This is a genomic window from Clavibacter sp. GW821-FHT01D01, from assembly GCF_059422605.1.
In genome coordinates, this window is sequence record NZ_JBWKXC010000003.1 from 286749 (window position 1) to 311443 (window position 24695).

At 73.9% G+C, this 24695-nt stretch carries 23 protein-coding genes; 9 read left to right on the top strand and 14 right to left on the bottom strand.

Going from position 1 to position 24695, the window contains the following annotated elements:
- The first annotated feature begins 14 nt into the window (after positions 1-14).
- Both AC07VC_RS06880 and AC07VC_RS06885 read left to right on the top strand, forming a co-directional pair.
- A complete protein-coding gene (locus AC07VC_RS06880) occupies positions 15-1652 on the top strand; it encodes an acyl-CoA carboxylase subunit beta (protein ID WP_317229179.1) in 1638 nt (545 codons plus the stop codon).
- A complete protein-coding gene (locus tag AC07VC_RS06885) occupies positions 1649-1897 on the top strand; it encodes an acyl-CoA carboxylase epsilon subunit (RefSeq protein WP_494675390.1) in 249 nt (82 codons plus the stop codon). The genes AC07VC_RS06880 and AC07VC_RS06885 overlap by 4 nt, the downstream gene beginning before the upstream one ends.
- Positions 1898-2202: 305 nt before the next feature.
- Here AC07VC_RS06885 and AC07VC_RS06890 read toward each other — a convergent pair whose 3' ends face one another.
- The 4 genes from AC07VC_RS06890 to AC07VC_RS06905 form a co-directional block, all read right to left on the bottom strand.
- Entirely contained in the window at positions 2203-3225 is a 1023-nt protein-coding gene (locus AC07VC_RS06890) for a DUF8320 family protein (protein ID WP_317228983.1), read from the bottom strand.
- A complete protein-coding gene (locus AC07VC_RS06895; protein WP_494675389.1) occupies positions 3222-4589 on the bottom strand; it encodes a sensor histidine kinase in 1368 nt (455 codons plus the stop codon). The genes AC07VC_RS06890 and AC07VC_RS06895 overlap by 4 nt, the downstream gene beginning before the upstream one ends.
- Positions 4579-5283: a response regulator transcription factor gene (locus AC07VC_RS06900; RefSeq protein WP_317228981.1), complete on the bottom strand. Its 705-nt coding sequence runs from the start codon at positions 5281-5283 to the stop codon at positions 4579-4581. The genes AC07VC_RS06895 and AC07VC_RS06900 overlap by 11 nt, the downstream gene beginning before the upstream one ends.
- 98 nt (positions 5284-5381) lie before the next feature.
- Positions 5382-6629 (bottom strand): class I SAM-dependent RNA methyltransferase, encoded by a 1248-nt coding sequence (locus tag AC07VC_RS06905; protein ID WP_317228980.1) that lies wholly within the window; start codon positions 6627-6629, stop codon positions 5382-5384.
- 83 nt (positions 6630-6712) lie between these two features.
- Between AC07VC_RS06905 and AC07VC_RS06910 the strand changes: the two genes are divergently transcribed.
- Positions 6713-7384 carry a Maf family protein gene (locus AC07VC_RS06910; RefSeq protein WP_494675388.1) on the top strand — a complete coding sequence of 224 codons (672 nt, stop codon included), beginning with the start codon at positions 6713-6715 and terminating at the stop codon, positions 7382-7384.
- 12 nt (positions 7385-7396) lie between these two features.
- Here AC07VC_RS06910 and AC07VC_RS06915 read toward each other — a convergent pair whose 3' ends face one another.
- A complete protein-coding gene (locus AC07VC_RS06915; protein WP_317228978.1) occupies positions 7397-7924 on the bottom strand; it encodes a hypothetical protein in 528 nt (175 codons plus the stop codon).
- Between the two features lie 122 nt (positions 7925-8046).
- On the opposite strand from AC07VC_RS06915, the gene AC07VC_RS06920 reads away from it, so the two are divergent.
- On the top strand, positions 8047-9816 hold the full coding sequence (locus tag AC07VC_RS06920; RefSeq protein WP_494675387.1) for an acetyl/propionyl/methylcrotonyl-CoA carboxylase subunit alpha: 1770 nt from the start codon (positions 8047-8049) through the stop codon (positions 9814-9816).
- Between the two features lie 78 nt (positions 9817-9894).
- Here the strand turns inward: AC07VC_RS06920 and AC07VC_RS06925 are convergent, their stop codons facing one another.
- A complete protein-coding gene (locus AC07VC_RS06925) occupies positions 9895-11334 on the bottom strand; it encodes an NAD(P)H-quinone dehydrogenase (RefSeq protein ID WP_094115357.1) in 1440 nt (479 codons plus the stop codon).
- 89 nt (positions 11335-11423) lie between these two features.
- Between AC07VC_RS06925 and AC07VC_RS06930 the strand changes: the two genes are divergently transcribed.
- The 4 genes from AC07VC_RS06930 to AC07VC_RS06945 all read left to right on the top strand — a co-directional run bounded on the left by AC07VC_RS06930 (position 11424) and on the right by AC07VC_RS06945 (position 15757).
- Entirely contained in the window at positions 11424-12251 is an 828-nt protein-coding gene (locus tag AC07VC_RS06930) for a purine-nucleoside phosphorylase (RefSeq protein ID WP_317228976.1), read from the top strand.
- Positions 12248-13951: a phospho-sugar mutase gene (locus AC07VC_RS06935; RefSeq protein ID WP_494675386.1), complete on the top strand. Its 1704-nt coding sequence runs from the start codon at positions 12248-12250 to the stop codon at positions 13949-13951. Before AC07VC_RS06930 ends, AC07VC_RS06935 begins: the two co-directional genes overlap by 4 nt.
- A gap of 88 nt (positions 13952-14039) precedes the next feature.
- Positions 14040-14681, top strand: coding sequence for a MerR family transcriptional regulator (locus AC07VC_RS06940; protein WP_494675385.1), 642 nt, complete (start codon positions 14040-14042; stop codon positions 14679-14681).
- Positions 14678-15757, top strand: coding sequence for a hypothetical protein (locus tag AC07VC_RS06945; RefSeq protein ID WP_494675384.1), 1080 nt, complete (start codon positions 14678-14680; stop codon positions 15755-15757). The genes AC07VC_RS06940 and AC07VC_RS06945 overlap by 4 nt, the downstream gene beginning before the upstream one ends.
- On the opposite strand, the gene AC07VC_RS06950 is transcribed toward AC07VC_RS06945, so the two are convergent.
- From AC07VC_RS06950 to AC07VC_RS06960, 3 genes are read right to left on the bottom strand one after another with little or no spacing between them, the layout of a single operon-like run.
- Positions 15706-15978: a PTS sugar transporter subunit IIB gene (locus AC07VC_RS06950; RefSeq protein ID WP_317228972.1), complete on the bottom strand. Its 273-nt coding sequence runs from the start codon at positions 15976-15978 to the stop codon at positions 15706-15708. The genes AC07VC_RS06945 and AC07VC_RS06950 overlap by 52 nt on opposite strands.
- Positions 15975-16424: a PTS sugar transporter subunit IIA gene (locus AC07VC_RS06955; RefSeq protein WP_317228971.1), complete on the bottom strand. Its 450-nt coding sequence runs from the start codon at positions 16422-16424 to the stop codon at positions 15975-15977. Before AC07VC_RS06955 ends, AC07VC_RS06950 begins: the two co-directional genes overlap by 4 nt.
- 57 nt (positions 16425-16481) lie before the next feature.
- Positions 16482-17600: an adenosine deaminase gene (locus AC07VC_RS06960; RefSeq protein WP_494675383.1), complete on the bottom strand. Its 1119-nt coding sequence runs from the start codon at positions 17598-17600 to the stop codon at positions 16482-16484.
- Between the two features lie 104 nt (positions 17601-17704).
- On the opposite strand from AC07VC_RS06960, the gene uriH reads away from it, so the two are divergent.
- On the top strand, positions 17705-18640 hold the full coding sequence (gene uriH / locus AC07VC_RS06965) for a uridine-preferring nucleoside hydrolase UriH (protein ID WP_494675382.1): 936 nt from the start codon (positions 17705-17707) through the stop codon (positions 18638-18640).
- Between the two features lie 78 nt (positions 18641-18718).
- Here the strand turns inward: uriH and AC07VC_RS06970 are convergent, their stop codons facing one another.
- From AC07VC_RS06970 to AC07VC_RS06990, 5 genes are read right to left on the bottom strand one after another with little or no spacing between them, the layout of a single operon-like run.
- Positions 18719-20017 carry a thymidine phosphorylase gene (locus tag AC07VC_RS06970; protein WP_494675381.1) on the bottom strand — a complete coding sequence of 433 codons (1299 nt, stop codon included), beginning with the start codon at positions 20015-20017 and terminating at the stop codon, positions 18719-18721.
- Entirely contained in the window at positions 20014-20445 is a 432-nt protein-coding gene (locus tag AC07VC_RS06975; RefSeq protein WP_494675380.1) for a cytidine deaminase, read from the bottom strand. The genes AC07VC_RS06970 and AC07VC_RS06975 overlap by 4 nt, the downstream gene beginning before the upstream one ends.
- A complete protein-coding gene (locus AC07VC_RS06980; RefSeq protein ID WP_494675379.1) occupies positions 20442-21746 on the bottom strand; it encodes an ABC transporter permease in 1305 nt (434 codons plus the stop codon). The genes AC07VC_RS06975 and AC07VC_RS06980 overlap by 4 nt, the downstream gene beginning before the upstream one ends.
- Entirely contained in the window at positions 21743-23128 is a 1386-nt protein-coding gene (locus AC07VC_RS06985) for an ABC transporter permease (protein WP_494675378.1), read from the bottom strand. Before AC07VC_RS06985 ends, AC07VC_RS06980 begins: the two co-directional genes overlap by 4 nt.
- Complete coding sequence (locus AC07VC_RS06990; RefSeq protein ID WP_494675377.1) at positions 23125-24666, bottom strand: ABC transporter ATP-binding protein; 1542 nt, start codon at positions 24664-24666, stop codon at positions 23125-23127. The genes AC07VC_RS06985 and AC07VC_RS06990 overlap by 4 nt, the downstream gene beginning before the upstream one ends.
- Between the last annotated feature and the right edge of the window lie 29 nt (positions 24667-24695).

Genomic DNA, 24695 nt, shown 5'->3' on the forward strand with positions numbered 1-24695 from the left:
CAACGGCGGGGCCCATGGCCGCCGGTACAGTGAGGCGGGTGACTGCACACGAGCCAGACGAGGACGCCGGCGCCCCGGACATGTACACGACCGCCGGGAAGCTCGCCGACCTGAAGAGGCGCTACCACGAGGCCGTCACCGCCAGCGGCGAGGCCGCCATCGAGAAGCAGCACGCGCGCGGCAAGATGACCGCCCGGGAGCGCATCGACCAGCTCCTCGACCACGGCTCCTTCGTCGAGCTGGACGAGTTCGTCCGCCACCGCACGCACGCCTTCGGCATGGATGCGAAGCGCCCCTACGGCGACTCGGTCGTCACCGGCACCGGCACCGTCAACGGCCGCCAGGTGGCCGTCTACTCGCAGGACTTCACGATCTTCGGCGGCTCCCTCGGCGAGGTGGCGGGCGAGAAGATCATCAAGGTCATGGAGCTCGCCATCAAGACGGGCGTGCCCATCATCGGCATCCTCGACTCGGGTGGCGCGCGCATCCAGGAGGGCGTCGTCGCCCTCGGCAAGTACGGGGAGATCTTCCGGCTCAACACGCGGGCCTCGGGCGTCATCCCGCAGATCTCGCTCATCATGGGCCCGGCCGCGGGCGGCGCCGTCTACTCCCCCGCGCTCACCGACTTCGTGATCATGGTCGACAAGACCAGCCACATGTTCGTCACGGGTCCCGACGTCATCAAGACCGTCACGGGCGAGGAGGTCGGCTTCGAGGAGCTGGGCGGCGCCCTCACGCACAACCGCGTCTCGGGCGTCTCGCACTACCTCGCGAGCGACGAGGACGACGCGCTCGACTACGCGCGCACCCTCCTCGGCTTCCTGCCGGACAACAACCTGGCCGAGCTGCCGGAGTTCCCCCGCACGGCCGACCTCGAGATCACCGCGCAGGACCTGCGGCTCGACACGATCATCCCGGACAGCCCGAACCAGCCGTACGACATGAAGGCCATCATCGAGCTGGTCGTCGACGACGGCGAGTTCCTCGAGACCCAGCCGCTGTTCGCGCCGAACATCATCGTCGGCTTCGCGCGCGTCGAGGGCCGCTCGGTCGGCATCGTCGCGAACCAGCCGAACGCGATGGCGGGCACCCTCAACATCGAGGCGGGCGAGAAGGCCAGCCGCTTCGTGCGGTTCTGCGACGCCTTCTCCATCCCGATCCTCACCCTGGTCGACGTGCCCGGCTACCTGCCCGGCACCGACCAGGAGTGGACGGGCGTCATCCGCCGCGGCGCCAAGCTCCTGTACGCCTACGCGGAGGCCACCGTGCCGCTCGTCACCGTCATCACGCGGAAGGCGTACGGCGGCGCGTACATCGTCATGGGCTCCAAGCAGCTCGGCGCCGACATCAACCTCGCATGGCCGACGGCCGAGATCGCGGTGATGGGCGGCCAGGGCGCGGTCAACATCCTGTACCGGGGCGAGATCAAGCGCGCGGAGGCCGCCGGCGAGGACGTCGCCGCCGTCCGCACGCGACTCGCCAACGAGTACACGTACAACGTGGCGAGCCCCTTCCTCGCCGCGGAGCGCGGGGAGCTCGACAACGTGATCCAGCCCGCCGCCACGCGCGCCTCGGTCATCAAGGCCCTGCGGGCGCTGCGCACCAAGCGGGCCAGCCTGCCGCCGAAGAAGCACGGGAACATCCCGCTGTGAGCGACGCGCCCTCCGCCCCCGGCCCCGACGCGCCGGACGCCGCGATCGGCGGCGTCCGCGTGGTCGGCGGCTCCCCCACCGAGGAGGAGCTCGCCGCGGCGACCGCCGTCCTCGTGGCGCTGGCCGCACAGCCGGCGGCCGAGCAGCCCGTGCGACGCGCGCCCGACGCGTGGCAGCGGTCCCAGCGCGGCGTCCGGGGGACGCTCGTCCCCGGCGCCGGGCGCTGGCGCGGCTTCTCGGCCTGATCGGAGCCGTCCGGCCCGGCGGGCCGTGTCCCCCCATTTGCCGACTTGGCCCGCCCCTCCCGTTCCGTGAGACTCGTCCTGCTGGGGGACCCGCATCGCGGGTCGGTCAACAGGCGTCGTCCAACTGTGGTGAGCAGACGACGCCAAGGGGGCGGATCATCCTGGTGCTCGGGTCATCGGGATGACCGGAGAGGCGCGGAGGCGGACGGTGCAGGCACCGGCCCCGCGCCTCTCAGCACCACCCGCCGGCAGCGCCTGCCCGGCAGCACGCTCATCGGCAGCGCCAGCCGCCTCGACGGGCGCTCTCAGCCGCGCGGGCGCGGGATCTCGAGCCAGAGGTCGACCTCGTCGTCCAGGTCGTCGCTCCCCAGGAGGCTCGCGCTGCCGTCGCCGGCCACGCTGAGTCCCACCACGGTGATCGCCGTGTCGGAGCCCTCGGGCACCGTGCGGGCGATGATCTTGTCCGCGCGGGTGTCCCGCACGGCCTCCGCCAGCCGGTCGAGCACGACGTCGCGCGTCGCGTCATCGAGGTCGTCGATGCCGCCCTCGTCGAGGAGCGTGACGACCGTGCCCCGCCGGCGCGCGAGCATCACCTGCTCGCGGACGGCGTCGTTGAGCAGCGTCCGGCCGCGGATCTCGTCGCGGATGGCGCCCTCCAGGTAGAGGCACTCCTGCCGCTCCTCCGGCGACAGGTCGCCGCCCGTCTCCACGATGCGCCGGAGCATCGGGACCGCCATGCGGCTCGTCTGGCGCAGCCGGAACTGGCGCTCGTAGAGGTGCGCCTCCTGCGCGGCCTGCCAGTCGGCCGCCTCGCGCTCGGCGCGGTGGAACTGGCGGGCGTCCCGCGCGGCCTTGGCCAGCGCGTGGGCGAGGACGTGGGAGATGGCGACCCAGAGCGCGCTGCCCGTGACGCCGAAGTCGACGAGGCCCGCGGGGCCCGTCCAGAGGACCATCTGCACCGCGAGGATGACGATGCCGGCCCAGGCGAACCCCTGCCGCCGCCGGGCGGACGTGATGGTCATGAGCGTCCCGACCGCCGCGACGTGCCAGGTCGAGAACGACGGGACCGAGCCCGCGGTGAGCTGGCTCGTCACGAGCACCGGGACGACCGTCGCCACGGCGAGGTTGAACGCCGCGAGCCACACGGGCATGACCGTGGGGCTGGTCGGCCAGAGGCTCATCGTCGTCGCGACGAGGTAGAGGGCGACCGCGACGAGGGTGACGGCGGGATCCGCGGGGGCCGCGATCGCGACCAGCGCCAGGACCACGTGGTACGCGGAGAACAGGGCCGCGAGGCCGAGGATGATGGAGCGCGGGACGACGATCATGCGCGGTCCCCCGCCCGCTCGGGGCGTGCCTGCGGACGCGCGGCAGCCGCGTCCGGGACGACGTCGCCGGGGATCGGCGGGACGGCGGGCGCGGACGCCGCGGCGCCTCCCGGCGCCGGCCAGCGGATCCGCACGGCGGTGCCCTCGCCCGGCGCCGACTCGATGGTCACGAGGCCGCCGGCCTGCGCGACGCGCTCCTTGATGGACACGCGCAGCCCCAGGCGCTCCGTGGGGATGCGGCGCTGGTCGAAGCCCGCGCCGTCGTCGACGACGTCGATGGCCACCCCCTCGTCGCCGTGGCCCGAGATCACGAGCCGGCGGGTGATGGTCTCCGCCGAGGTCCCGGCGTGCTGGAGGCTGTTCATCATCGCCTGCACGGCCGCGGAGTAGACGGCCTCCGCCGTGGCGACCGGCACGGTGCGCGTGCCGAGGTCGCGCGTCTCGAGCACGAACGGGGCGGAGAGCGCGGAGGCCGCGTCCACGATGCGCTTGGTCACGGCGCGGAGCGGCACGGAGGCGTCGTCGTCCGTCCCCTGCTCCGCCGCGGCGAGGTGCCCCATGGCGTTCGCGGCCATGGTCGCGGCGAGGGCGCGCGCGGCCGGGTCCACGGTGCGCGCCGCCGAGAGCAGGGTCGTGAGGACGCTGTCGTGCACGATCGCGTCGACCTGCACGCGCTCGACCTCCGTGGCGTGCTGCCGCACCGCGTGCGAGTACCGCGTCAGCGCCGTCCCCTGCGCCCAGTCCACGCCGAGCGCGGCCTGGCGGAGCACCGTGACGAGCATCAGGACGGACCCGCCGAGGATGATCGAGTACAGGACCTGCAGGAACGAGTCGAGGGGCGTGATGACGCCCTGGCGCACGAGGACCTCGAGGAAGCCGAGGGACAGGGGGACGGCGACCGTGTAGAGGACGGCGATCCAGAGCCGGAACGCCATGGCGGCGCACGTCGTCGCGACCGTGAGCTCCTGGTACAGGAACGGCTGCGGCGTGGTCGCGTAGGTCGCCGGCTCGATCGCGAACGGCCACGTGGCGAGCGCGACGACGAAGACGAGGGCGACGGTCGCATGCGCCGGCACGACGCCGCGGCGGATGGCGCCGGCGACGCACGTCCAGACGAGGCCCCCGAAGAAGGCCGTCAGGAACGCGATGCTCCAGGCCGGGCGCATGACGTCCAGCTGCTGGCTGATGACCTGCACCGACTGGAGGGCGAAGAGCAGGCCGAACGCGCCCGCACCGCGGCCGAGGATCGTCTCGATGCGGGCGAGGCTGATGGGGTTGCCGGGGGTGCGCGGCGGCGCGCCGGCGAGGGCGCGCGTGACGGGTGCCGCGGGACGCGGCGCGCTGGCCGGTGGCCTAGCGGGCATCGCCGCCGTCCTGGTCCAGTCCCGGGAGGATGCCGTCCTCGACGGCGCGGCGGAGGAGGTCGACCTTGGTGGGCGCGGGCCTGCCGACCTCGACGTACTTCACGCGGATCCGGTCGAGGTACTCGCGCGCCGTGCTGTTCGCGATGCCGAGCTGCTGGGCCACGAGCTTCAGCGGCAGGCCGGACGCGTAGAGGTGCAGGACGTCGCGCTCGCGGCGCCCGAGCTGGGCCTTCGCGAAGTCGCGGTCGGCGTCGATGGCGGTGGCCCACTCGAGGTTGTTGAGCACGTCGCCGCGCGCGACCGTGGCGATGGCCGCCATCACGGTCTGCGTGGCGGACGACTTGGGGATCACGCCCGCGGCGCCGGCGGCCAGCGCCTCGCGGACGCTCGCGACCCGGTCGGCGATGCTGTGGACGAGGACGGCCGCGCCCGTGCCCTGGGCGGCCTTCACGTTGTCGGTGACCGTCGAGCCGTCGCCGAGCGACAGGTCGAGGACGACCACGTCGCACTCGCGCCCGACGAGCCCCTCGACGAGCTCGCGCGCGTCCGCCGCGGCGAGGATGAAGTCGTACCCGGCGTCGAGGCACGCGGCCTTGAGGCCGAGGCGCACCGACTCGTGGTCGTCGACCACGGCGACCCGGACGGGTGGACGGCCCTCGGCCGCCGGAGCGGGTCCCTGCGTGGTCTCGGTCATCCGGCTCCCCCGTCATCGCCTCTGCCGTCGTTCGCCGACGGTCCCCGAGGACACTGTATCGCCCGACCGGCCGGCTCCCGAGGCCGCGGAGGGCCCGGTCAGGAGGCGGCGGGCACCAGGACGGCGACGCTCTCGACGTGGTGGGTGTGCGGGAAGAGGTCGAACGAGCGCACCGACCGGAGCTCGTAGCCGCGCTCCGCGAAGAGCGACACGTCGCGGGCGAGCGCCACGGGATCGCAGGCCACGTAGACGACCTGGGCCGGGTGCAGCTCCGCGAGCGCGTCGACGACGACCTTCTTGGCGCCCGCGCGCGGCGGGTCGAGCACGACCGTCGCGCCCTGGAGGCGGCGGCGCTCGGCGGGACTCGCCGTGCGCGCCAGCCCCTGGAGGTAGCGGTCCACGCGCGCCGTGAGGGACGCGGCGCCCACCCACTCCGCGAGGTTGTCCCCCGCGAACTCGGTGGCGACCTCGTCGCTCTCGACGCTCGTGATGCGGACGGTGTCGCCGAAGCGGTCGCCCACGGCGGCGGCGAGCAGCCCGACCCCGCCGTACAGGTCGAGGTTGGCGGCCCGCGGGTCGAACAGGGCCTCGTCGATGGAGGACTGGACGGCGTCGTACAGCGTCTCGGCGGCGCGGCGGTGCACCTGCCAGAAGCCGCCCGCCTCCAGCCGGAACTCGCGGTCGCGGACGCGCTCCGTGATCGTGTCCCGGCGCTGGGGCTTGCCGTCGATGAGGAGCATGCGCACGTGGCCGTCCGCGGGCGCGACGAGGTCGATGCCCTCGACGCCCGGGAAGCGCTGGCCGAACGGCGCGGCGCCGTTGACGCCCTCGGTGGCGAGCGGCAGCGACGTGACGGGGATGACGCGGTGCGAGCGCGAGGCGTAGGGGCCGACCGTGCCGTCGTCGTCGACGTGGAGGCTCACGCGGGTGCGCCAGCCGAGGCCGTCGGACTCGTCGTCGCCCGGCAGCGCCTGCACCTCGACGTCGCGGTCGACCCCCGCCATGCGGGACAGGGAGTCCACGACGACCTGCCGCTTCAGCTCGCGCTGGTGGGCCAGCGCGATGTGGCCGAGCTCGGCGCCGCCCACCCGGTCCTCGGGCGCGCGGTCGACGGAGGCCTCCGCCCAGACGTGCGGGCGGCGGTGCGGGGACGCGTCGAGGACCTCGACGGTGTCGGCGCGCCAGAAGGACTTCTTCGCGTCCTCCGTGATGCGCGCCCGGACCCGCTCGCCCGGGATCGCGTCCGAGACGAAGATCACCCGGCCGTCGTGCCGGGCGACGGAGACTCCCCCGTGCGCCATGTTGGTCACGTCCACCTCGACCTCGCGGCCCACCTGCTCACCCATCCCGCAACCCTGGCACACGCGGGCGCGGCGTCCGCACACGGGCCGCGCCCGGCGTCGTCCGGGGCGCGTGCCACCATGTCCGCATGCCCACGCGCCTGCACCTCGCCTCGACGTCCCCCGCCCGCCTGGCCCTCCTGCGCTCCGCGGGGATCGAGCCCGTCGTGCTGCCCTCCGAGGTCGACGAGCCCGCCGCCGTCGCCGCCGCGGAGGCGCGCCAGGGGCCGCTCGGCCCGGTGGACATGGTCCAGCTGCTCGCCCGGGCCAAGGCCGAGGCCGTGGTCGGGCAGCTCGTCGCGGGCGCTCCCCTCACGGGCCTCGTGCTCGGCGGCGACTCGGCCTTCGAGATCGACGGCGTGGTGCACGGCAAGCCGCACACGGCCGAGCGCGCCACGGAGCGCTGGCGCGCCCAGCGCGGCCGGCAGGGCCGCCTCCACTCCGGCCACTGGCTGATCCAGGTCGCCGACGGGCGCATCGTGCGCGGCGTCGGACGCGCCGCCGTCGCCGAGGTGCGGTTCCGCGACGACGTCTCCGACGGGGAGATCGACGCCTACGTCGCCACCGGCGAGCCGCTCCTGGTCGCGGGCAGCTTCACCATCGACAGCCTCGGGGCGGCGTTCATCGAGCGCATCGAGGGCGACCCGAGCACGGTCGTCGGTCTGTCGCTGCCGACCCTCCGCGGCCTCGTGCGCGAGCTCGGCCTGGGGTGGACCGACCTCTGGAACCGCGCGGGCGCCGTCGAGGCGCGCCTGGTCTGACGCCGAGGGGCCTCAGCCCATGCCCAGGACCTCGATGCGGTCGGTCAGGTACGCCGCGAGCGGCCGGGTCTCGTGGGCGTTCGGCCCCCACTGGACGCGCAGCTCGCGCCCCCGCAGCGACAGGGGCCCGGAACCGCGGGCGAGCGCTGCCGCGTCGAGGTCGACGGGCTCCCAGTCGTAGTCGACGGCGTCGCCCTCCTCGAAGGAGCGGACCGCCCGACGCCGGGCCTCCTTGCGCGCCTCGACGCCGGAGTCGAGACCCTGCGACCTGGTCGGCTCGACGGCGCGCGTGATGCTCCCGGTGCGGCGGAGGGACCCGTCGGCCGACAGCAGCAGCACGCCGAGCCGCCACGCGCGGCCGACGGGCACCATCCGCGGCTGGCGCTTGAGGGGGCCGATGGACCGCGGGACGCGCACCTCGGCGAGCGCCTCGTCCGGCGCGCCGCGGGCCTGGAGCTCCGCGACGGTGGCCCGCAGGAGCTCGGCGAGGTCGGCCGCGGCGCCTCGCGCGTCGTCGTCGTCCGGAGCGGGTGCCGTCATGGGTCGATCATGCCAGGGGCGGGATCCCGACGACCTGTTGTGGGCGCGCGTACCCGCCAGGGCCGCATGTTTGTGGCGACCCTCCGAAGCCGGGCGCATCCCAGACCCTAGGCTGGGGTCCCATGACGCGTGTGAACAAGGTCCTCATCGCCAACCGGGGCGAGATCGCCGTCCGCATCATCCGGGCGGCGAGGGATGCGGGGATCGGGTCGGTCGCCGTCTACGCCGACCAGGACCGCGACGCGCTGCACGTGACGCTCGCCGACGAGGCCTACGCCCTCGACGGGCAGACGAGCGCCGACACCTACCTCGTCATCGCCAAGATCCTCTCCATCGCCCGCCGCTCCGGCGCCGACGCCGTGCACCCCGGCTACGGCTTCCTCGCCGAGAACGCCGACTTCGCCCAGCAGGTCATCGACGCCGGCCTCATCTGGATCGGGCCGTCGCCGAGCGCCATCGAGCAGCTCGGCGACAAGGTCACGGCGCGCCACGTCGCCGAGCGGGTGGGCGCCCCGCTGGCGCCCGGGACGCTGAACCCGGTGTCCGGGGCCGCCGAGGTGCTCGACTTCGTCGACGTGCACGGCCTCCCCGTCGCCATCAAGGCCGCGTTCGGCGGCGGCGGCCGCGGCCTCAAGGTCGCCCGCACCCGCGAGGAGGTGCCGGAGCTGTTCGAGTCCGCCACCCGCGAGGCCGTCGCCGCCTTCGGCCGCGGCGAGTGCTTCGTCGAGAAGTACCTCGACCGCCCGCGCCACGTGGAGACGCAGTGCCTCGCGGACTCCGCGGGGACCGTCGTCGTCATCTCCACCCGCGACTGCTCGCTGCAGCGCCGCCACCAGAAGCTCGTGGAGGAGGCGCCGGCCCCGTTCCTCACGGACGAGCAGAACGCGCAGCTCTACGCCGCCTCGAAGGCGATCCTCCGCGAGGTCGGCTACGTCGGCGCCGGCACGTGCGAGTTCCTCGTCGCGCAGGACGGCACCATCTCCTTCCTCGAGGTCAACACGCGCCTGCAGGTCGAGCACCCCGTCTCCGAGGAGGTCACGGGCATCGACCTCGTGCGCGAGCAGTTCCGCATCGCCGCGGGCGGCCTCATCGACTACGACGACCCGGCGCCGCGCGGCCACTCCTTCGAGTTCCGCGTCAACGGCGAGGACCCGGGCCGCGGCTTCTTCCCCGCCCCCGGTCCGGTGCACGTGTTCCAGGCGCCCGGCGGTCCCGGCGTGCGCGTCGACTCGGGCGTCCGCGCGGGCGACGAGGTCTCCGGCGCGTTCGACTCGCTGCTCGCGAAGCTCATCGTCACCGGATCCAGTCGGGAGGACGCCCTCGAGCGCTCGCGCCGCGCCCTCGACGAGTTCGAGGTGCAGGGCCTGCCGACCGTGCTGCCGTTCCACCGCGCCATCGTGCGCGACCCGGCCTTCGCCCCGGCGGACGGCGCGCCCTTCGCGGTCTTCACGCGCTGGATCGAGACCGAGTTCGACAACGACATCGAGCCCTGGTCCGGTGCCCTCGCGGATGCCGGGGAGGCGCCCGCGCGCCGCACGGTCGTCGTCGAGGTGGGCGGCAAGCGCATCGAGGTGAGCCTCCCCGAGGACCTGGCCCCCGCGGCCGGTGCCGCGACCTCGCGCCGGGGTGCCGCGGCGCCCGCCCGGCGCAAACAGGGCGGCGCGGTCGACACCTCCGGCGGCGGATCCGTGACGTCGCCCATGCAGGCGACCGTCGTGAAGCTCGCCGTCCAGGAGGGCCAGCAGGTCGTCAAGGGCGACCTGCTCGTCGTGCTCGAGGCCATGAAGATGGAGCAGCCCCTCACGGCGCACCGCGACGGCGCCGTCACGGGCCTCGCCGCCGAGGTGGGCCAGACCGTGCCGTCCGGGCACCGCCTGCTCGACATCGTCTGATCCCGCACCACGCGACGACGGCCGGCCCCCGCGGGGACCGGCCGTCGTCGCCTGCGGGCCGCGCGGGCCGCGGGAGCGTCAGAGCACGATGTGCATGGCGCGAGCGGCGTCGGAGATGCTCCCGGAGAGCGACGGGTAGACCGTGAACGCCCGGGCGACGTCGTCGACCGTGAGACGGTGCTCGACCGCGAGCGCGAGCGGGAAGATCAGCTCGCTCGCCTTGGGCGCCACGATCACGCCGCCGATGACCGTGCCCGAGCCGGTGCGCGCGAACAGCTTCACGAAGCCGTCCTTGACGTTCTGCATCTTCGCGCGGGGGTTCGAGGCGAGCGGCAGCTTGTAGATGTCGCCCTGCGCGAGCCCCTCCTCGATCTGCTTCTGCGACCAGCCGACCGTGGCGATCTCCGGCTGCGTGAAGATGTTGGAGGTCACGTTGCGGAGCTCGGTGGGGCTCACGGCGTCGCCCATCGCGTGGTAAACCGCCGTGCGGCCCTGCATGGACGCGACCGACGCGAGCGGCAGGAACGTGGTGCAGTCGCCGGCCGCGTAGACGCTCGGCACGGAGGTGCGCGCCACGCGGTTCACGCGGATGTGGCCGGAGTCGCTCAGCTGGACGCCCGCCTCCTCGAGGCCGATCCCGGCGGTGTTCGGCACGGATCCGACCGCCATGAGGCAGTGGCTGCCCTCGACGACGCGGCCGTCGGTCAGCGTCGCGACCACGCGGTCGCCGTCGCGCACGACCGACTCGGCACGGGACTTCGAGAGCACGGTCATGCCGTTGCGCGTGAAGACGTCCTCGATGACGCGGGCCGCGTCGGCGTCCTCGCCCGGCAGGACCTGGTCGCGGGAGGAGATGAGCGTGACCTTCGCGCCGAGCGCCGTGTAGGCGGAGGCGAACTCGGCCCCGGTGACGCCGGATCCGACGACGATGAGGTGCTCGGGCACCGAGTCCATCGTGTAGAGCTGCGTCCAGGTGAGGATGCGCTCGCCGTCGGGTCGCGCGGTGTCGAGGATGCGGGGGCTGGCACCCGTGGAGATGACCGTGGTGTCCGCGTCGATCTCGTCGAAGTCGGTGCCGCCGCCGCCGCGTCCCGTGGAGACGACGACGCGGTTCGGGCCGTCGAGACGCCCCTCGCCCTGGACGATGCGCACGCCCGCGCGGATGAGGCTCGACTTCATGTCCTCGGACTGCTGGCGCGCGAGGCGCAGGAGCCGGTCGTTGACCGCCTGCAGGTTGACGGCCACCTCGGGCCGGACGGGGCGGCGGCTCTGCTCGCCGCGGGAGAAGAACTGGACGCCGAGGTCGGCTGCCTCGCCGAGCGCGTTCGTGGCCTCGGCGGTGGCGATGAGGGTCTTCGAGGGGACCACGTCGGTCATGACGGCGGAGCCGCCCACGCCGACGCGCTCCACGAGCGTCACCTCGGCGCCGAGCTGCGCGCCGGCGATCGCGGCCTCGTATCCCCCGGGACCGCCTCCGAGCACGACGATCCTCTGCGTGGCCTCGAACTCGTATCCCATGCGCACATCATCCCGCAGGCCGCGCCCCCCGCGCGAACCGGGGCCGCGGCGGCCCGGACCGCGCCGAGGCGCGCATTTAGGATCGGGGGATGACCTACAGCAACCCCCTCGAGGCGCCCGACGCCGACCCCCAGGAGATCGCGCGCGAGGCGGCCCGGCAGATCGCCGAGCTCACGGGCGTCGAGCGCCACGACATCGCCCTCACGCTCGGCAGCGGATGGGGGCGCGCGGCGGACCTCCTCGGCGAGACCACCGCCACCATCCCGGCCACGGAGGTCGTCGGCTTCTCGAAGCCCGCCCTCGAGGGGCACGTCGGGTCGCTGCGCAGCATCCTCCTGCCGTCCGGCCGGCGCGCCCTCGTCATCGGCGCGCGCACGCACTACTACGAGGGCCACGGCGTCCGCCGGGTCGTGCACAGCGTCCGCACCGCGGCGGCGACCGGCGCCACCACGATGATCCTCACGAACGGCGCGGGCGGCATCCGGCGCCACTGGACGCCGGGCACGCCCGTGCTCATCAGCGACCACATCAACCTCACCGCGGACTCGCCGCTCGAGGGCGCCACGTTCGTCGACCTCACCGACCTCTACTCCGCGCGGCTCCGCGCCATCGCGCACGAGGTCGAGCCCGACCTCGACGAGGGCGTCTACTGCCAGTTCCGCGGCCCGCACTACGAGACGCCTGCGGAGGTGCGCATGGCCGAGGCCATCGGCGGGCACATCGTGGGCATGTCGACCGCGCTCGAGGCCATCGCCGCCCGCGAGGCGGGCATGGAGGTGCTCGGCATGTCGCTCATCACGAACCTCGCCGCGGGGATCCAGGAGACCCCGCTCAGCCACGAGGAGGTCATCGAGGCGGGCCGCGCCGCCGAGGGCCGCATCGGCGGGATCCTCGCCCGCATCGTGGGCGCCCTGTGAGCCGCGAGGAGACGTCGGCGCTGGTCGCCGCGGCGCGCGCCTGGCAGGCCCAGGACCCGGATCCGGTCACCCGCGCCGAGGTCGACGAGCTGCTCGCCGCCCTCGACGGGTCGGTGCCCGCCATCTCCGCGGCCGACCGGGAGCAGGCGGCGGCCGGCCTCCGCGACCGGTTCCAGACGCGCCTCCAGTTCGGCACCGCGGGCCTCCGCGGCGAGCTGGGGGCGGGACCCAACCGCATGAACCGCGTGCTCGTCTCGCAGGCGGCGGCCGGGTTCGCCGACTACCTGCGCAGCCGCAGCCCCCGCCCGAGCATCGTCATCGGCTACGACGGCCGGCACAACTCGCGCGTCTTCGCCGAGGACACCGCGCGGATCATGGCCGGCGCGGGCGTGCGCACGGTGCTGCTCCCCCGCGCGCTGCCGACGCCCGTGCTCGCGTACGCCGTCAAGCACCTCGCGGTGAGCGCCGGGGTCATGGTCACGGCCTCGCACAACCCGGCCCGGGACAACGGCTACAAGGTCTACCTCGGGGACGAGGACCACGGCGCCCAGATCGTCAGCCCCGCGGACCGCGACATCACCGCCTTCATCCACAAGGCCGCCGGTGAGCGCACGGTGCAGCAGCTGCCCGTCGCCGACGACTTCTCCCTGGCGCCGGAGTCGCTCGTCGACTCCTACGTGGAGGAGACCGCGGCCCTGTTCGCCGCCCCGCTCGCGCCGCTCACCTGGGTCTACACGCCGCTGCACGGCGTCGGGTGGGAGACGGCGGCGCGCGTGTTCGACGCGGTGGGCGTCGAGCGGCCGGTGCTCGTCGCCGCGCAGGCGGATCCCGACCCCGACTTCCCCACCGTCGACTTCCCGAACCCGGAGGAGCCGGGCGCGCTCGACCTGGCGTTCCAGGCGGCCGTGGAGTCGGACGCGGAGCTCATCATCGCCAACGACCCCGACGCGGATCGGCTGGCCGTCGCGATCGCCGACGAGCACGGCGCCTGGCGGCGGCTCTCCGGCAACGAGGTGGGCATGCTCCTCGGCCTCGGCATCGCGGAGCGCTACGCGGCCGACGGCGGCACCGGCACGTTCGCGTCGTCCCTGGTCTCCTCGCCCGCCCTCGAGGTCGTGGCGCGCGAGCTCGGCTTCGGGTACCGCGAGACGCTCACGGGCTTCAAGTGGATCAGCCGCGTGCCGGACCTCGTCTACGGCTACGAGGAGGCCCTGGGGTACCTCGTGGCGCCGTGGATCACGAGCGACAAGGACGGCATCTCGGCCGCCGTCGCGGTGCTGCACGGCGTCCTGCTGCTGAAGTCCCGCGGCCAGACCATCGACGACTACGACCGCGCGTTCGCCGAGCGCTTCGGCTCCTTCGCGAGCGACCAGATCTCGGTGCGCGTCACCGACCTCGCGGTAATCCCGCGCATCATGGCGAAGCTGCGGCAGTCGCCGCCCGCGTCGATCGGGTCGCGGAGGGTCGAGCGCATGGACGACCTCGCGGAGGGCTCGGCCGACCTGCCGCCGAGCGACGTGCTCCGATTCCACCTGGGCGACGGGGCGCGCCTCATCGTGCGCCCGAGCGGCACGGAGCCGAAGATCAAGGTCTACCTCGACGCGCAGAGCACCGACGGCACCGTCGCGGAGCGCCGCGACGCGGCCCGCGCGATCGTCGCCGACCTCGCGCAGGCCGTTCCCGCGCTGCTCGAGCTCTGACGGAGACGGATCCGCGGGCCGCGCCGGGCCCGCGAGTCTCGCCTCGCCCGCACTGGTAGTAGCGCTATCAGTGCGCTAGCCTCGCGGCATGCGCATCACCGAGCTCGCGGCCGCCACGGGAGTGGCCCCCGCCACGGTCAAGTACTACGTGCGCGAGGGCCTCCTGCCCGCGGGCACCCGCATCAGCGACAACCGCACCGACTACGACGACGAGCACGCCCGCCGCGTGCGGCTGATCCGCGCCCTCATCGACGTCGGCCGGCTGCCCGTCGCGCGGGCCCGCGAGGTGCTCGCTGTGCTCGACGACGACGCCCGGCAGGTGCAGGACGTCTTCGCGGTCGCGCAGGACGCCCTCACGCCCGGACCACCGCCGATCGAGGCTCCCCCGGCCGAGGCGCTCGCGCGCGTCGACGCCGCCACCGAGCACGCCGGCTGGTGCGTGCTCGAGGGCCACGCGGGACGCGCGCAGGCCGCGCGCGCCGTCGACGCCTTCGAGCGCTCGGGGCACCGCATGGACGACGGCTACCTCGCGCGGTACGCCGAGGCCGCAGGGATCCAGGCCGCGGCCGACCTCGACGCCGTGCGGCACCGGGCCGACCGCACCGCCATGGCCGAGCTGATGGTCGTCGGCACGGTGCTCGGCGACCAGCTCGCCGCGGGGCTCCGACGCGTCGCCCAGGCCACCGTCTCCATGCCCGGCCGTGCCGGCGCGACGGGCGGCGCGGCATGATCCACCGGGCGTACGCCTGGCACCGGCCGCTGATGACCGTGGCCGTCGTCATGCTCGTGCTCGCCGCCGTCAGCGTCGTCGGGCGGATGGTCGACGACCGCATCGTCACGGGAGCGCCCGTGTGGGACAAGCCGGCGAAGTTCTCCCTGTCGATCCTCGTCTACGCCGTCTCGTGGGCCTGGCTCATCGCGCGGCTCCCCCGGCACCGCGTCGCCGCGCACCGCCTCGGCACGGTCGTCGCGGTCGCGCTCCTCGTCGAGCAGGCCGTGATCGTCGGCGCCGCCGCGGCCGGCACCACGAGCCACTTCCTCGTCGCCACGCCCCTCGCCACGGCGCTGTGGGCCGTGATGGCCGTCTCGATCACGGTGCTGTACCTCTGCACGTTCCTCACGACCCTCGCCGTGCTCCGGCTGCGGCTCCCGGATCCCGCCGTCACCCTGGGCATCCGCGCCGGCGCCGCGATCGCACTCGTGGGCATGGGCCTCGCCTACCTGATGACGTCGCCGACCGCGGCGCAGCTCGCCGACTTCCACGGGGTGTCGGGCGCGCACACGGTCGGCGGGCCGGACGGCGGCGCGGGCCTCGCGGTCCTCGGCTGGAGCACGACCGGGGGCGACCTGCGGATCCCCCACTTCGTCGGCATGCACGCGCTGCAGCTCCTGCCCGTCGCGGCGCTCGTCCTCGGCGCGGCCGGGCGCCGGATCCCCGCGCTCGCGCCGGACCGCGTGCGCGTGCGGCTGACGGCGATCGCCGCCGCCGCGTACCTCGCGGTCGTCGCGCTGGTGGCCGTGCAGGCGCTGCGGGCCGAGCCCGTCACGGCGCCGTCCGCCGCGACCCTGACGGCGGCCGCCGTCATCGTGGCGGCGGCCCTCGTCGCCGCGGCCGTGGCGGTCGTACGGGGAGGGCCCGGGGACGAGGCCGTGGTCCCGGACCATGACCGGGCCGGGACGCCAGAACTCGCCCCGACGGCACGGCCGACCGGGACGGCACGGCCGACCGGGACGGCACGGCCGACCGGGACGGATCAGCCCAGCGCGGCGTCGAGCTTGGCCGAGATCTCCTCGAGGTCGAAGTAGTTGTCGATCACGACGACGTCCGCGTAGGTGGCGCCGATGCGGTCGACCAGCTCGGGCGACGTGAGGATGACCTGCGCGTCCTCCGCGACGGTCCCCACGCTCGCCAGGTCGGCCGCCGTGACGTCGGCCTCGATGCCCAGGCGGGCCAGCGCCCGCTCGGCGTTGACCTTGAGGATCCCGGACGTGCCGATCCCCACGCCGCAGATCGTGACGACCTTCATGCGCTCTCCTCGCCGGCCATGATGCGCCGGACCTCGTCGGTGGTGGTGGCGGCGCGCAGCCGCGGGATGGCGGTGGCGTCGTTGAAGATGTTGGCGAGGTCCGCGACGGACGACACGTGCCGGTCGACCGTGGTGACCGAGAGCCCGACGACGACGTCGACCGGGTCGTTGTGCGCGTGGCCGAAGGGCACGGGGTCCCGCAGGACGACGACCGCCAGGCCGTCCTCCAGCGTCTCCGGCCCGGGACGCGCGTGGGCGAGCGCGAGGCCGGGCGCGATGACCACGTAGGCGCCGAACTCCTCGATCACCCGGATCATGGCGTCGGCGTAGTCGGCCGTGGCCGCGCCGGATCGCACCAGCGCGTCGCCGGCGAGGCGCACGGCGGCGCGCCAGTCGTCGGCCGCGGCGCCGATGGTGACGGCGTCGTCCGGGAGCGGTGGGAGCACGGGGAGCGGCCTCTCTGCCTGACGGGTGGACGGGATGCGGGCCGTGCGGCCGCGCGGCTACAGGCGGGCGAACCCGTCGGAGACGATGTCGGCGAGCGCCTCGCGCTCCTCGAGCGGGAGGAACGCCGCCGCGGCCGCGTTCAGCTGGAAGGCCTCGTGGTCGTCGAGGTCGTACGCGAAGGCGTCGGTGAGCAGGGCGAGCTCGCGGCTGAGGGACGTGCCGCTCATCAGGCGGTTGTCGGTGTTCACCGTGACGGCGAAGCCCAGCTGGTAGAGCAGGTCGAACGGGTGGTCGCGCATCGCGTCGCCCCACGCCTCGATGGCGCCGGTCTGCAGGTTCGACGACGGGCTGAGCTCCAGCGGGATGCCGCGGTCCTTGACCCACTGGGCGAGCGTGCCGAGGGTGACGAACACGTCCTCGCCCTCCTCGCTGTCGATCTCGATGTCCTCGGCGATGCGGACCCCGTGGCCGAGCCGGAGCGCCCGGCCGTCGAGGAGTGCGCCCCGGATGGACTCGAGGCCGTCGGCCTCGCCCGCGTGGATGGTGCGGGGCATCCACTCGCGCGCGAGCAGGTCGAACGCGCCCTGCATGCGCGACGGCGGGAAGCCCGCCTCGGGGCCGGCGATGTCGAAGCCGACGACGCCGCGGTCGCGGTGGCGGATGGCGAGCTCGGCGATCTCGGTGCCGCGGTCGAGGTGGCGCATGGCGCTGACGAGCTGGCCGACGCGGATGGAGCCGCCCGCCTCCTCGACGCCGCGGACGCCCTCCTCGATGCCCGCCTGCACGGCCTCGACGACCGCGTCGAGCGACAGGCCGGCGGTGAGGTGCTGCTCGGGGGCCCAGCGGACCTCGCCGTAGACCACGCCGTCCTCCGCGAGGTCCTCGACGAACTCGCGGGCGACGCGGGCGAGGTGCTCCTCGGTCTGCATCACGGCGATGGTGACGTCGAAGGTCTTCAGGTAGTCCACGAGCGATCCCGAGTCGGCGCTGGTGCGGAACCACTCGCCGAGCGCGTCCGCGTCCTGCGCGGGCAGCTCGATGCCGGCGGCGGCCCCGAGCTCGAGGATGGTCGCGGGGCGGAGCCCGCCGTCGAGGTGGTCGTGCAGGGAGACCTTGGGGAGGTCGCGGTACGACCCTCCGCCGGGCAGCGTGGAGTCCTCGGGAGCGATCGTCATGGGTCGAATCTACTAGCCTCGACGGGGCCCGCGCCGAGTTCGTGAGCGCACTGATCATCGGTGCGCGACGCAGATGGCGGGTCCCCATCGAACCCGGAGGACCCGTGCGCACCAAGATCCTGATCGACTGCGACCCGGGGCACGACGACGCCCTCGCCCTGATGCTCGCGCACGGCAGCCCCGAGGTCGAGCTCGTCGGCATCACCACCGTGGCGGGCAACCAGACCCTCGACAAGGTGACGCGCAACGCGCTCGCGGTCGCGACCGTCGCGGGCATCCACGACGTGCCCGTCGCCGCCGGATGCGGGCGCCCCCTGGTGCGCCCGGTGATGACCGCCCCCGAGATCCACGGCGAGTCCGGCCTCGACGGGCCCGAGCTGCCGGAGCCGACCGTGGAGCTGGACCCGCGGCACGCGGTGGACCTCATCATCGACACCGTCATGGCGCACGCACCGGGCGAGATCACCCTCGTGCCGCTCGGGGCCCTCACCAACATCGCCCTGGCCGTCCGCCGCGAGCCGCGGATCGTGGAGCGCGTGAAGGAGGTCGTGCTCATGGGCGGCGGCTACCACGCGGGCAACAGCACCGCCGTCGCCGAGTTCAACGTCGCCGTCGACCCCGAGGCGGCGCACATCGTGTTCGGCGAGTCCTGGCCCGTGACCATGGTCGGCCTCGACCTCACCTACCAGGCCACCGCCACCCCGGAGGTGATGGACCGCATCGCCGCCCTCGGGACCCCGGCGGCGCGCTTCGTCGTCGACTCCCTGGAGTCGTACGGGCGGGCGTACCACGACCGGCAGGACTTCCCGAGCCCGCCCGTGCACGACCCGTGCGCGGTCGCGCGCGTCATCGACCCGCGCCTGGTGTCCGTCCGTCGGGCGCCCGTGTCGGTGGAGCTCACCGGCACGCACACCACCGGCATGACGGTGACCGACCTCCGCCGGCCCGCTCCCGCCGACTGCACGACGCAGGTGGCCGTGGAGCTCGACCACGCGGGATTCTGGGACGTGGTCGTCGACGCCCTCGAGCGGATCGGCTGACCCGCCCGCCCGAGGACGGCGGCGCCCGGGTCCGTCCGGCTGTCCGGCCGCCGGCGTGGAGCGACCGGACGGCCCGGATCAGTCCTCGGCGGTGATGCGCTCGCGCACGAGCGGGCCGCGCGCGACGTGCTCGTCGGGATCGCCGACGCGGTAGGCGCCCTCGAGCGACTCGAGCGCCCGGGCGAAGCGCTCCGGCTCGTCGGTCGACAGCGTGAAGAGCGGCTCGCCGCGACGCACCGGATCCCCGGGCTTCGCGTGGAGGTCGACGCCCGCGGCGTGCTGCACGGCGTCCCCCTGGCGTGCGCGGCCCGCGCCCAGGCGCCACGCGGCGATGCCGAAGGGCAGGGCGTCCTGCTGCACGAGCACGCCGTCGCGCTCGGCCCTCACGACGTGGGTCTCGCGCGCCACGGGCATCGCGGCGTCCGGGTCCCCGCCCTGCGCGCGCACGGTGGCGCGCCAGGAGTCCATGGCGCGGCCGTCGCGGAGGGCGTCCTCCACGTCGGCGTCGGGCATGCCGACGGCGGCGAGCATCTCCCGCGCGAGCGCGAGCGTCAGCTCCACGACGTCGGCCGGCCCCCCGCCCGCGAGCACCTCGACGGACTCGCGCACCTCGTTGGCGTTGCCGATGGCGAGGCCGAGCGGCACGTCCATGTCGGTGAGGAGCGCGGTGGTCCGCACCCCCGCGTCGGTGCCGAGCTCCACCATGGTGCGCGCCAGCTCCCGGGACCGGTCGATGTCGGTCATGAAGGCGCCGGACCCGTACTTCACGTCGAGCACGAGCGCGCCCGTGCCCTCGGCGATCTTCTTGCTCATGATGCTCGACGCGATGAGCGGGATCGCCTCGACCGTGCCCGTGGTGTCGCGGAGCGCGTAGAGGCGCTTGTCCGCGGGTGCGAGACCGGTGCCCGCGGCGCAGATCACGCCGCCGTGGTCCCGCATCTGCTGCACCATCTCCTCGGTGCTGAGGTCGGCGCGCCAGCCGGGGATCGACTCGAGCTTGTCGAGCGTGCCGCCGGTGTGGCCGAGCCCCCGGCCGGAGAGCTGCGGCACGGCGACCCCGTAGGAGGCGACCAGCGGCATGAGCGGCAGCGTGATCTTGTCGCCCACGCCGCCCGTGGAGTGCTTGTCCACCGTGGGCTTGCCGAGCCCGGAGAAGTCGAGGGTCTCGCCGCTCGCGATCATGGCGAGGGTGAGGTCGCGGATCTCGGCGCGGTCCATGCCGCGCAGGAGGATCGCCATCGCGAGGGCGGCCATCTGCTCGTCGGCCACGTAGCGGTCGGTGTACGCCGCGACCAGCCAGTCGATCTCGGCGGTCGAGAGCCGGCCTCCGTCGCGCTTGGCCCGGATCAGGTCGACGACGTCGAACGCGGCGCTCATGCCCGGTCCCCGTACGCGTCCAGCGTCCTCGGCCCGAAGGCGTCGGGCAGGACCTCGTCGATGGTGCGGACGCCCGAGACGGTCTCCAGCAGCATGCCCGGCACCGCGTGCTCGAACAGCAGCTGACGGCAGCGCCCGCACGGCATGAGGATGTTGCCGTCGCCGTCCACGCACGTGAACGCCACCAGCTGGCCGCCGCCCGTGAGGTGCAGGACGGAGACGAGGGCGCACTCGGCGCACAGGGTCAGGCCGTAGGACGCGTTCTCCACGTTGCAGCCGGTGATGACGCGGCCGTCGGTGGCGATGGCCGCGACGCCCACGGGGAAGCGGGAGTAGGGCACGTACGCGCGCTGCATGGCGTCGTGGGCTGCCGCGCGGAGGGAGCCCCAGTCGATGCCGCCCGACTCCACGGGCTCGACGCCGCTCACGACTTCACGTAGGGCTTGCCGGCCGCGGCGGGACCGCGCACCTGCCCCACCAGTCCGGCGACCGCGGCGATGGTCACGACGTACGGCAGCATCAGCATGAACTCGCTCGGCACGGGCGACCCGATGACGCCGAGGACGTTCTGCAGGTTGCTCGCGAAGCCGAACAGGAGGGCCGCGAGCGTGGCGCGCAGCGGATCCCACCGGCCGAAGATGACCGCGGCCAGCGCGATGAACCCGGCGCCCGCCGTCATCTCCTTGTTGAACGCGCCGACGGAGCCGAGCGTGAAGAACGCCCCGCCGAGCCCGGCGATCGCGCCAGCGAGGGACACGTTCCAGAACCGGGTGGCGGCGACCTTGATGCCCACGGTGTCGGCCGCCTGCGGGTGCTCGCCCACCGCGCGGAGGCGGAGCCCCCAGCGCGTGTGGAACAGGCAGAACCAGACGAGGAACACGGCCACGTACATGAGGTAGACGATGATCGTCTGCCGGAACAGGACCGGGCCGATGACGGGGATCTGACCGAGGACCGGGATGTCGATGCGGTCGAAGCGCGGCGGCGAGTTCAATGTGCCGGGGTCGGCCGAGAGCACCTGCGAGAACAGGAAGCTCGTGAGGCCCGTGACCAGCACGTTGAGCACGACGCCGACGATGACCTGGTCGACCAGGTACTTGATGGCGAAGGCGGCGAGCACGAACGAGACGAGCATGCCGGCCGCCATCGCGGCCACGAGCCCGATCAGCGGCTGGCCCGTGATCGACGCGACCACCGCGGACACGAACGCGCCCGCCAGCAGCTGGCCCTCGATGGCGACGTTGACGACGCCGACGCGCTCCGAGAGCACCCCGCCGAGGGCGCCGAAGATGAGCGGCACCGAGAGGCTCACGGTGCCGACGAGGAGACCCGGCACCGGGATCGTCTGGCCCGCCGACGCCCAGGTGAGGAACGCCACGAGGAAGAGGACCGCGAAGACGGCCGTGAACCACAGCGGCGTCCGCGCGGAGCGGCGCACGAGCAGCACGGACACCACGGTGAGCGCCGCGAGCAGCACGGTGACGACCACGCCGGTGGCGGCGGTCGGCAGCACCACGGGCGCCAGCTGGATGAGGTCCGTCCCGGTCGAGAGCCCGAACGTGCTCGAGCCCTCGCGGCCGAGGAGCACGAACAGGACGAGCGAGACCGCGGTGAAGAAGCCGAAGGCGACGGGCGCCTTCCAGCTCGTGGCGACGGTGCGCTCGAGCGCGGTCGCCGCCGGGTCGTGGGGCGCCGGGGACGACGCCGTCGTGGGGGTGGTCGCGGTCACGATGCCGTCGCCGCCTTCCGGGTCCGGGTGGTGCGCCTGGCCTGGCCCGGCGCGGGGAGGCGGAAGACCGCCCGCACGAGCGGAGGCGCCGCGATGAACAGGACGATGAGCGACTGGACGACCACGACGATGTCGATGGGCACGCCCTCGGCCGCCTGCATGGAGAAGCCGCCGGCCTTGAAGGCGCCGAACAGGATCCCCGCGACGAAGACGCCCCACGGCCGGCTGCGGCCGAGCAGGGCCACGGTGATGGCGTCGAAGCCGATGCCCGCGTCGATGCCCGAGCTGAAGCCCGTGGTCACCGTGCCGAGCACCTGGCTCGCCCCGGCGAGGCCGGCGAGGCCGCCCGAGATGAGCATGGCGTAGAGGTAGGAGCTCTTGACGTCGATGCCGGCGACCCGCGCCGCGCTCGGGTTCTCGCCGACCGCGCGGAAGCGGAAGCCGAGGCCCGAGCGGTTGAGCAGGTACCAGATGACGACCGTCGCGACGACGACCACGAGGAAGCCCGCGTGCAGCGAGTACTGGTCGCCGAGGAGCGGCGGGAACACGGCCGTGTCGAGCATCGCCGGCGTCTTCGGGTTGTTGGACCCGGGCGCCTGCAGGAGGCCCGGCGTCCGGAGCAGGTAGGAGATGAGGTAGAACGCGACGTAGTTGAGCATGATCGTGACGATCACCTCGTGCGCGCCGGTGCGGGCCTTCAGGAGCCCCACGATCCCGCCCCAGAAGGCGCCGCCCGCGATGCCCGCGGCGACCGCGAGCACCAGGTGCACGACGGGAGGCAGGTCGAAGCTGAAGCCGACCCAGCCGGCGCACCCGGCGGCGATGAGCATCTGGCCGCGGGCGCCGATGTTGAACAGGCCGACGCGGAACGCGATCGCCACGCCGAGGCCGGCCGCGATCAGCGGCGTCGCGAAGGTGAGCGTCTCGGTGAGCGGCTTGATGCCGTTGGCGAACCCGGGGCGGCGGAAGTTGTACACCGAGCCCTGGAAGAGCGCCGAGTAGGCGCCGGACGCGGCGTCCCACCCGGCGCGGAGGGTGTCGAGCGGGCGGCTGAAGAAGTACCCGGCCGCCTCCTGCGTCGCCTCGTCGGTGACGGCGATGAGGAGCGCGCCGACCACCAGGCTGAGCACGACCGCGAGGACGGAGAGCAGCGCGCTGCCGCTCGCGATCTCGCGGAGGACCTGTCCGGCGCGCGACCCCTCGGGGCCCTCCCCCGGGCTCGCGTCGGCGGGCGCGGCGGTCGCCGCGGCGGGGACGCCGGCCGGCGCCTCCGAGCGCGTGGGGTCGCCCACCGATCCTGCCTCGCGACCGGAGGCGGGCAGCTGCCCCGCGGACGGGTCCGCCGGGCCGTGGCCCTCGGGACGTCGGGTGTCGTCGGTCATGCGGTGCGCCCTCCGGCGGTCGTGGTGGTGGAGACGGATGCCGGGACCTCGCCGGCCATCATGAGGCCGAGCACGTCGCGCGGGGTGTCGCCGGGCACGATCCCGACGATGCCGCCGCGGTACATGACGGCGATGCGGTCGGCGAGCGCCGCCACCTCGTCGAGCTCCGTGGAGACGACGATGACGGGCAGGCCGCGGTCGCGCGTCTCGACGACGCGGGTGTGCACGAACTCGATCGACCCGACGTCGAGGCCGCGCGTGGGCTGCGCGGCGACGAAGAGGCGGAGGTCCCGGCTGAGCTCGCGCGCGAGGACGACCTTCTGCGCGTTGCCGCCGGACAGGCGGCCGACGTGGGTGTCGATGCCCTGCGTCCGGATGTCGAACTCACGCACGCGGTCGCGGGCGAACTCGTCGAGGTAGCCGAGCTTCAGGGATCCGGCGACCACGAAGGGCGGGCTGTCGGACCGGTCGAGCATGAGGTTCTCGGCGATGGTGAACTCGGCGACGAGCCCGTCCTCGTTGCGGTCCTCGGGCACGAAGCCCACTCCGGCGTCGAGCACGCGGCGGACGGAGCGGCCCGTGAGCCGGGTGCCGTCGAGGTCGATGGTGCCGGACACGCGCGGCTGGAGGCCCAGGATCGCCTCGGTCAGCTCGGTCTGGCCGTTGCCCTGCACACCGGCGATGGCGAGGATCTCCCCTGCGTGGACGTCGAAGCTGACGCCGTCGACGACGACCTGTCCGGACGCGTCGATGACGGTGAGGTCGCGCACGACGAGGGCGGCGGCGCCGGGCGTCGCGGGGTCCTTGGCGACCGTGAGCGACACGCTGCGGCCCACCATGAGGGACGCGAGCTCCGCGTTGCTCGCGGTGGGCTCGGCCTCGCCGACCACCTTCCCGAGCCGGATGACGGTGATGCGGTCCGCGACCTCGCGCACCTCGCGCAGCTTGTGCGTGATGAAGACGATGCCGGTGCCGGCATCCCGGAGCTGCTTCATGATGACCATGAGCTCATCGGTCTCCTGCGGCGTGAGCACAGCGGTGGGCTCGTCGAACACGAGCACCTCCGCGTCGCGCGACAGGGCCTTGATGATCTCGACGCGCTGCTGGACGCCGACGGGCAGGTCCGCGACGAGCGCGTCCGGGTCGACGTCGAAGCCGAACCTCGCCGAGATCTCGCGCACCTTCGCGCGGGCCCCCGCCAGGTCGAGCCGGCCGCCGAGCTTCGTCTCCTCGTGGCCGAGCATGACGTTCTCCGCGACCGTGAACACGGGGATCAGCATGAAGTGCTGGTGCACCATGCCGATGCCGGCGGCCATGGCGTCGCCGGGCCCGGCGAAGCGCGCCACCCGGTCGTCGAGGAGGATGTCGCCCTCCTCGGCCTGGTACAGGCCGTAGAGCACGTTCATCAGCGTGGACTTGCCCGCGCCGTTCTCACCCAGGAGGCAGTGGATCTCGCCCGGGTGGACGACGAGGTCGATGTGGTCGTTGGCCACCAGCGCGCCGAAGCGCTTGGTGATGCCCCGCAGTTCGAGCTTCATCGGATCAATCTGTTCGGTGGGACGGGTGA